This is a genomic window from Gelidibacter sp. (assembly GCF_035515035.1).
In the GTDB taxonomy this organism is placed as follows: domain Bacteria; phylum Bacteroidota; class Bacteroidia; order Flavobacteriales; family Flavobacteriaceae; genus Gelidibacter.
Window position 1 is genome coordinate 1 of sequence record NZ_DATJCA010000022.1, and the last position, 8,393, is coordinate 8,393.

Annotated in this window: 5 protein-coding genes; 3 read left to right on the plus strand and 2 right to left on the minus strand. The window is 36.0% G+C overall.

Going from position 1 to position 8,393, the window contains the following annotated elements; translation table 11 throughout:
• Positions 1-46 precede the first annotated feature (46 nt).
• Genes VLZ86_RS01705 through VLZ86_RS01715 form a run of 3 tightly spaced genes read left to right on the plus strand, consistent with a single transcriptional unit; the run spans position 47 to position 7,335 of the window.
• On the plus strand, positions 47-3,031 hold the full coding sequence (locus tag VLZ86_RS01705; protein ID WP_325448081.1) for a SusC/RagA family TonB-linked outer membrane protein: 2,985 nt from the start codon (positions 47-49) through the stop codon (positions 3,029-3,031).
• A 13-nt stretch (positions 3,032-3,044) separates the two neighbouring features.
• Positions 3,045-4,457, plus strand: coding sequence for a RagB/SusD family nutrient uptake outer membrane protein (locus VLZ86_RS01710; protein WP_325448083.1), 1,413 nt, complete (start codon positions 3,045-3,047; stop codon positions 4,455-4,457).
• On the plus strand, positions 4,444-7,335 hold the full coding sequence (locus tag VLZ86_RS01715) for a M16 family metallopeptidase (RefSeq protein WP_325448085.1): 2,892 nt from the start codon (positions 4,444-4,446) through the stop codon (positions 7,333-7,335). Before VLZ86_RS01710 ends, VLZ86_RS01715 begins: the two co-directional genes overlap by 14 nt.
• A gap of 60 nt (positions 7,336-7,395) precedes the next feature.
• Here VLZ86_RS01715 and VLZ86_RS01720 read toward each other — a convergent pair whose 3' ends face one another.
• Together VLZ86_RS01720 and VLZ86_RS01725 are read right to left on the minus strand one after the other, a co-directional pair.
• Positions 7,396-7,710 carry a DUF6520 family protein gene (locus VLZ86_RS01720; protein WP_325448087.1) on the minus strand — a complete coding sequence of 105 codons (315 nt, stop codon included), beginning with the start codon at positions 7,708-7,710 and terminating at the stop codon, positions 7,396-7,398.
• Between the two features lie 64 nt (positions 7,711-7,774).
• Positions 7,775-8,233, minus strand: coding sequence for a MauE/DoxX family redox-associated membrane protein (locus VLZ86_RS01725; RefSeq protein ID WP_325448089.1), 459 nt, complete (start codon positions 8,231-8,233; stop codon positions 7,775-7,777).
• Positions 8,234-8,393 lie beyond the last annotated feature (160 nt).

Genomic DNA, 8,393 nt, shown 5'->3' on the forward strand with positions numbered 1-8,393 from the left:
AGGCCAAGAGTTAAAATAAATGTATCACTTTAACCAACACAAAATTATGATAAAAAATCATAACACATCAAGGCTACGGCGCATTTTTGGCTGTAACCTGCTTTTACTAATTTTCACCCTGCCACTCACCGCGCAAGACCTCTCGGTCACCGGCAGGGTCACTGACGGCAACCTGCCCATTTCTGGTGCAAGTATAATTATTAAAAATACCATGACGGGCACCGTCTCAGACTTTGACGGGCGGTACAGCATTACCGCAAAAGCTACGGACACATTGGAAATTTCTTATTTGGGATATACAACGGTTACTATTCCTGTTCAGGGTCGGAGGGCTATTGATGTTGTATTGCAGGAAGATGCAACCGCGCTTGGTGAGGTACGCATTAATGCGGGGTATTATACAACTACAGATAGGGAGAGGACGGGGAGTATTAGTCGTGTCACAGCAAAAGATTTAGAATTGCAACCAGTAAACAATCCTTTGGAAGCCTTGCAAGGGCGCATGGCAGGGGTTGAAATCACTCTACCATCTGGTATTCCAGGTGCTGCACCCCAAATACTTATTCGCGGACAAAATAGCTTGCGCAGATCATTTGACGATAATGGAAACCTGCCTTTATATATCGTAGATGGGATGCCAATTAATTCAAGCCCGCTCTCTAGCCAGAATGAATTTTTAATGTTGATTGGAACTGATCCTTTAAACTCACTCAACATCTCCAATATTGAGAGTATTGAAATCTTAAAGGATGCCGATGCCACGGCTATTTACGGATCACGAGGAGCCAACGGCGTGATCTTGATTACTTCCAAAAAAAAGAAGGTTGGTGAAAAAACGCAGGTAGAAGCACGCATTTATAGTGGTATTAGCAGAGTTTCCCATTTTGTAGATTTACTCAATACGCAACAATACTTAAGCTTACGTAAACAGGCTTTTGAGAATGATGGTGTTGTACCAACCCAATTCAATGCATTTGATTTGCTCGTTTGGGATCAAAACCGTTACACGAATTGGCAAAAAGAATTTTTTGGCAGAACGGCCCACATGACAAATATAAACCTTAACGTTTCAGGTGGTAATGAAAACACTTCCTATTTAGTGGGTGCTTCATCACAAAAACAAGGCTCTGTTTTTCCCGGGGATTTCTCCTATCGAAAAAAGACTTTCAATTTCAACCTTAATCACCGTTCGTACAATGATAAATTCAGGCTGAACTTGACCACTAATTATGGCATAGATGATAATGACCTGTTTAGCAATGGGACTTATGTAATTAGAGCTTTTTCACTTCCTCCAAATGCTCCTGCTATCTATAACGATGACGGAAGCCTAAACTGGGAAAAATCTACATGGGAAAATCCGTTTGCTTCATTAAAAAATGTCAGTCATACAACCGTAAAAAACCTTGTTGCAAATTTAGGATTAGAATATGTTCTTATGCTTGGATTGACCCTAAAGGCAAATTTAGGCTATACCGATTTGAATAGCGAAGACAACATATTAACTCCTATCGAAACTTATAACCCCGAATGGACCTGGGTTTCCAATTCTTCCCGCCACTCCTTAATTGGTCGAAAATCTTGGATTGCAGAACCTCAATTGACCTACTCCAACAATTTTGGTAACCATCGTCTTGATGCTTTGGCTGGAACTACATTTCAGGAAAACAGCAACAATAGTTTAATCATGATTGGCACAGGGTATTCCGATAAACAATTGATGGGTAATTTGGCAGCAGCGGATAAAATCTCAATAAGCAATAATTTGGAAACGCTCTATAAATATAGTGCTGTATTTGCACGTCTCGGCTACAATTGGAAATCTACTTATTTTTTGAACCTTACCGGAAGGCGGGATGGGTCGTCTCGTTTTGGCCCAGGTAAACAATTTGCCAATTTTGGAGCCATAGGTGCGGCGTGGATATTTTCAAACGAAGACTTTATTCAAAATAAAATGCCTTTCCTATCCTTCGGGAAGTTAAGAAGTAGCTACGGAATTACGGGTAGCGATCAAATTGGAGATTACAGATATCTCGATACCTACCAAGCTACACCGGGACCTGGAGGATTGTATCCCACCCAATTGACCAATCCAGATTTTTCATGGGAAACAAACAAAAAGTTGGAAGCAGCTTTGGAATTAAGTTTTTTAAATGATAAAGTCAGTCTTAACACTTCTTGGTTCAATAATCGTTCTTCCAACCAATTAGTAGGCTATCCATTACCCGCAATGACCGGTTTCAACTCCGTAGAAGCCAACCTTCCGGCAACAGTTCAAAATACAGGATGGGAATTTGAATTGCATACGGTCAACTTCCAGACCAACAGTTTTATGTGGAAAAGTTCTTTCAACCTTACGCTTCCTCAAAACAAATTAGTCAGTTTTCCAAATATAGAAGATACATCTTATAAAAACAATAGACGTGTAGGATACCCATTAAACTTAAGAATACTTTATAATTTCCAAGGGATAGATCCAGAAACTGGACTATATACTATCGAAGACGTAAACGGAGATGGCGTTTATGATTTTGATGACCAGATTATTATAAAAAAATTAGGACGACAATATTATGGTGGACTTCAAAATCAAATTAATTATAGAAACTTTTCATTCAGCTTTTTATTAGAATTTGTAAAACAAAACGGAAATAAATTTTCGGCTGATCCTCCAGGAGTCTTTGGAAATTATTTGCCAAACCAAGTAAATATAAGCCAAGATGAAAATTCCCCTTCAAGCCCAATTGCATCCCAATCCATAAATGCCCATTTGGCATATTATTATGCTTATAGTAGCAATTTTTCCATAACGGACGCATCTTATATTCGAATGAAGACACTTAGCTTAGGTTATAGTATTCCTAATAAACTCTTAAGATCAACAAGTCTAAGCCAATTTAAAGTATTTGTACATGCGCAGAACCTGTTCACCATTACTAACTACATAGGATTAGATCCTCATTTAGGCACTGGCCAAAAGAACCTTCCTCCCTTGCAAAGTTTTACGGCGGGCGTTCAGCTTAACTTTTAAAACCTTCGAAAAAATGAAAAACATCTTAAATATAAATACTACCTTACTTTTTCTTTTCTTACTTTTCTTAGTAAGTGCTTGTGAAGAATTTGTTCAATTAGAAGTTCCCAATCATAAAATTACGAGCGAAACGGTTTTCTCTAATGACGAAACTGCGAAAAGCGCAATGACAGGCGTTTTCAACCGACTGTTTAACACTTCTTTTTCCAACGGAGGAAGCAGATCGGTCACTTTTTTAGCAGGTTTGACAGCCGATAACTTCACCGTCACATCAACTACCGTCGAGATAGTGGAATTTGGAGTAAATGCTATTGAAGCATCCAATAGCTCGAACCTTGATCTTTGGGCAGGCAGCTATAATATGGTATTTGTGGTCAATGCCATTTTAGAAAATATAGCCCATTCAAATACCCTTTCAGAAAAAACAAAAAAAAGTTTGGAAGGTCAAGCTAAATTTGTCCGTGCTTTTACCTATTTTAATTTGACCAACCTATATGGCGACGTTCCATTACTATTAAGGACAGATTACCATAAAAATGCTACGGCGCCCAAAAATGATAAAGCTGCTGTTTTTGATCAGATCATACGGGATTTAGAAGACGCAATTACACTATTAGAGAATGACTATCCTGATGGCGAACGTACGAGACCAAATGTATATGCCGCTATGGCCTTATTGGCACGAGTACATCTTTATTTGGAAAATTGGAAAGAAGCGGAATATTATAGCAGCGAAGTCATCAATCAAGGTGTACTCTATAAATTATTGAAAGATCCTAACGATGTATTTTTAGCAAATAGTGAAGAAGCTATTTGGCAAATTTCACCTATCGGATGGGGAAGCAGCTTTACCCACACTAATGAAGGGAACCTCTTTATCCCTTCCACAACTTCCACACCTATTACCGTCTTATCCGAATCCTTTATGGACCAATGGACCGAACCACAGGATCTGCGCTTGACAAACTGGGTGCAAAATTTTACCTCGAATGGTGAACTATTCTTCTATCCTTATAAATATAAGATTCAATATGATGCTTCAGGAGGCAAAATAAACGAATATTCCATGGTCATGCGATTAGCGGAACAATATTTAATTAGAGCGGAGGCTAATGTACATTTAGGAAATTTACAAAATGCCATTACAGACCTTGACAAAATAAAAGAACGTGCCGAAATAGCACTTATTTCTGAATCTAATCCTCATATCAGCGAATCGGAACTTTTGGAAATAATTTTAGGAGAAAGAAGAAAAGAGTTTTTTGCAGAATGGGGACATCGTTGGTTTGATTTAAAGCGTTTGGAAAAAAGCACCATACTATCTGAAAAGCCAAACTCAGATTGGCAGGAAACTGATATTTGGTTTCCCATTCCTGAAAATGACCGCTTAAAAAACCCAAAACTTACTCAAAATGATGGTTATTAATTTAAAAAATTCAATGATGAACATGAGATGGATTTTAAGTCTATTGTGTATACTAATTTTAACTAAACAGACACAGGGCCAAAAACAAAACAATAAAAATCCAAAAGACTTATCCAATTTGGATCCAGGTATGATTTATGGTCAATTACCAAACGGATTTACCTACTACATCAAACCTTTAGCACAAAAAACAGGAAAAGTATCCATGAAACTAATAGTAAAAGCGGGTAGCAGGTATGAAACCGAGAATCAAAACCAAATGGCTCATTTCTTGGAACACTTACCTTTTGTTCGTACTAAACATTTCGCCAAAATTGCAAGAGATGTACCCTTATTAAGCGAACTTCAAATGCAGGCTGGAGACATTATGGGAGAAGCTGGTAGTAACAAAACGATTTATACATTTGATCATCTTTCTGGAAATTTAGATGCTTTTAAAACTGGTTTTTTATTTTTCCGGGATATCGCTGCTGGAAACATTCAATTTAATAAAGAAGATATAGATAGTGAAAAGGAAATTTTTTTTCAGGAATACCTATACTCCAATACTCCTAGTTCATACCCTACTCAAAAATCAGTGACCTTATTATCTGATTGCCTAAAGGGATTAAAAAGCTCTGAAAACCATCAAAATTATATTCGGAATTTTGACATAAATCTTTTACAGCGTTTTTATAAAGATTGGTACAAACCCAATCGCATGGCGTTAATCATTGTTGGTGATATTGAAAACCAAGAGGAGATGATACAAATGATCAAAACCACATTTGGCGACATAGAAAACACACCAACTCCACAATTACCAATTGACTGTGCAGAAAATTATTTGACACGAAAAAACCAGTTTGTACTCCTGAAGGATAATGTAAAGGATTCGAAAATAGAAGATGCTCCTATAATATTCCATTTTTATATGAGGGATCATAACAACCAATATAAAGAAACCTCTACTTCTAACAGTAATCATATTAAAGCATTGGGATTAGGAATGCTCCAGAAAAGATTTGGAAAAGCCATCTCCTCTTCATACAATATTCCTTATCAGATATATGCAGCAGGTGGACGTGAATCCATTATGCTTCCCGCAATAAGAATAGAAGTGAAGGTTGGCAAAGCGCACGGAAAGAAAGGCGTACAAAAAGCATTTTCTATCATTAACGAGATTAAGCAAAATGGATTCACCAAAAGCGAATTTGACGCTTATAAGAAAGAAACGATTAAGAGATTATCTCAAACTGACACTATTGGTCCAATGTATTGGAATAGACAAATCAGCGCTCATTTTATAGAGGAAAAAGTAATGCAAAAGCCATCTAGGTCAATTGAATTTTTGGAAGGTCTCTCTTTACATGAGTTCAATAGTTATATGAATGAATACTTTCAGGAAATGCCTGAAGATATTGCCGTCATCGCTCCAGGAGAAATGGATTTAAAAATAAAGGAAAGCGAGATTAGGCAGTGGATCAAAAAAAGTAAGAAAATTGAGAAGGATGAATTTAAACCGTCTCTTTCTAAAGGACTTTTATCTCTCGAACAGATTGATAATTTAAAGCCTGTAAATTTTACGGATAATGGAAAGGATGAATTTGGAGCACACAAAATTACTTTAGAAAATGGTCTGAAATTAGTGCTTAAAACCTTTTCACCATCGCCGGACTGGTATCAAGACGAGATTCTTATTCAGGGTTTTAACTCAAAAGGCGCTTCCTCTTTTCAAAAAGAAGATTTCTATAACGCCATTTTAATCCCAGATATTATTCGACATTCAGGAGTGGGGAAGTATAATAAATTTGAACTTGAACAGTCCTTGCATGACAACAAACTTTCTTATAGCTTAAGCCCTTATATATCTTTTCAAGAAGCTGGCATCAAAGGCGAAGTATCACCTCATAGTTTTGAAGAAGTCCTCCAATTGATATATTTGTACATGGCAGAACCAAGATGGGATACGGAAGCTTTTAAAGATTGGAAACGGCAAGAGGAAATAGACTATATAAGGTATTATGGCATAGATAGAGTAAGAAAGGATTTTTTAAATATCGTACAGGAAAATCAAGGAAATACTATTCCATGGCGTATGAGCAGCAAAAGGCACGAAAGCGTAAAAGCAGTCGATTATAAAAAAGCCTATCAAATTTATAAAAGCCTGATGCAAGACCCAGTAAATTTCACTTTTGTGATAACCGGTAATTATTCTTTAAAAACCGTCCTTCCTCTTTTACAAAAGTATTTAGGAAATATACCACAACAAAAGCATTTTTTAAAAACCAACAAAATGCATTCACCAATATTTCAACCTAAAACTCCGATTAAAAAAACATATCATCCGGATTTACCCATTCAAAATGTCCACGTTTTTCAAACATATTTAAGACAATCAAAAGATACCATATCACTTAAAGAGCAGATAGAATATAAACTTTTGGCTGGTATTTTGAGTTTTCGCTTAAATGAATTGCGTTTTAAAAAAGAGCGGGCAATTTATACTTCAGGAGCTACAAATGATATTGATTTATCAAATAAATTTCAATTTATTAATCTTATATTGAGTTGTTCTATTGAAGATTTTCCCAAAGTAGAAAACGACATTATAGAAATAGTTAATAATCTAAAAGTTAATGGCGTGGATGAAGACATGTTTGAATTAGTCATGCGATCCAATCGAAATTACTACTACGGTGCCGAAGCTAGAAACAAGAATAAAATGATGTTACAATCTTTATATAACCATTATCAGTTTGGAACACCTTACTATAGTCAAGAACAGGTTGATAAGATTTTTAACGCCATAAAGAGAGAAGATATCCCTAAAATGGCTCAAAAACACCTTGACGATAAGCTCTTAATGAACTTCGCAGCAAAAATCGATATTGATTAAATAATTGCAAAAGAAGCCCTTGAACCAAAATTATTTCAAAGGGCTTCTTATTTCTCAAATCTAATCCATAATTACATATGGAATTAAAACTCCCCCTTTCTTAGGAACGCTCAAACCCTGATCTTCAAAAACCCGATATACAGCATGAGTTGGATCACCGAAGAATTTCACATAACATTCTGTTTGTTCATTACTCTGACAGGTGTTAGTTTTCAGTTGATAAGGGACTCCATTTCGTAGTACCCACAACCCCGTATCAGAGTTGGGTTGAGTAGCGAAGGCCATACCTATGGCCATAACAAATGCCATCATTGGCATTAAAAACTTAAACTTTTTCATCGTTTCAAAATTTAAATGATTAAACAATATGCCCATTTTTAATTTTGGGCGACTTTACATATTATCGCGCAATAATATTTTTTTCATCCCTTTTTTATATTCAGGATGTTATCTTTTTACTTTTATAAGTCCATGGATAAATTGCAATAATTCCCAACAGGACAAAAAATATGTTGAATAATAAATGTTGTTGCCAACTAAGTTGTGATATAACCCCACCACATGAACACGGCAGTTCAGCGATACCTAATTCATTTATAAGCAGAGTTCCACCGATATATAAAGTAAACCCTATCATCAAAATCAAAGCCATATAAAATCCCATTTTATTGTACTTAGGAATAACCAGAAGTATAGCTGCTGTAATTTCTAATATGGGAATTCCCCAAGAGATTATTTCTGAAACAACTGGATCCCCAAATACGATACTATTTCTTAGGTCATTATAAAATTGATGGTGATTTATTAGTTTACTCACCGCCGCATAAACAAATAGCAGGATGAACAAATAACTGACCAACACCACAAATGCTTCACGAAACCTCTCAAACTTTTTCATCTTTAATGGACTTAATCGAACACTTTAAAGCTCGTGAAAATCAAACAATTAAAACATATAAAAAAGCGAAAGAAACATGGAAAATAGTGTAAAAAACATGGAAAATAACGTCACTTATATGGAAAAAAGCGAAAACAACCCTATGCGCCCTTAAAAAAGC

Bases quoted from the DNA above. Each gene is read 5' to 3' on its own strand.
- VLZ86_RS01705 (WP_325448081.1), top strand. From the start codon at position 47: ATGATAAAAAATCATAACACATCAAGGCTACGGCGCATTTTTGGCTGT.
- VLZ86_RS01710 (WP_325448083.1), top strand. From the start codon at position 3,045: ATGAAAAACATCTTAAATATAAATACTACCTTACTTTTTCTTTTCTTA.
- VLZ86_RS01715 (WP_325448085.1), top strand. From the start codon at position 4,444: ATGATGGTTATTAATTTAAAAAATTCAATGATGAACATGAGATGGATT.
- VLZ86_RS01720 (WP_325448087.1), bottom strand. From the start codon at position 7,710: ATGGGCATATTGTTTAATCATTTAAATTTTGAAACGATGAAAAAGTTT.
- VLZ86_RS01725 (WP_325448089.1), bottom strand. From the start codon at position 8,233: ATGAAAAAGTTTGAGAGGTTTCGTGAAGCATTTGTGGTGTTGGTCAGT.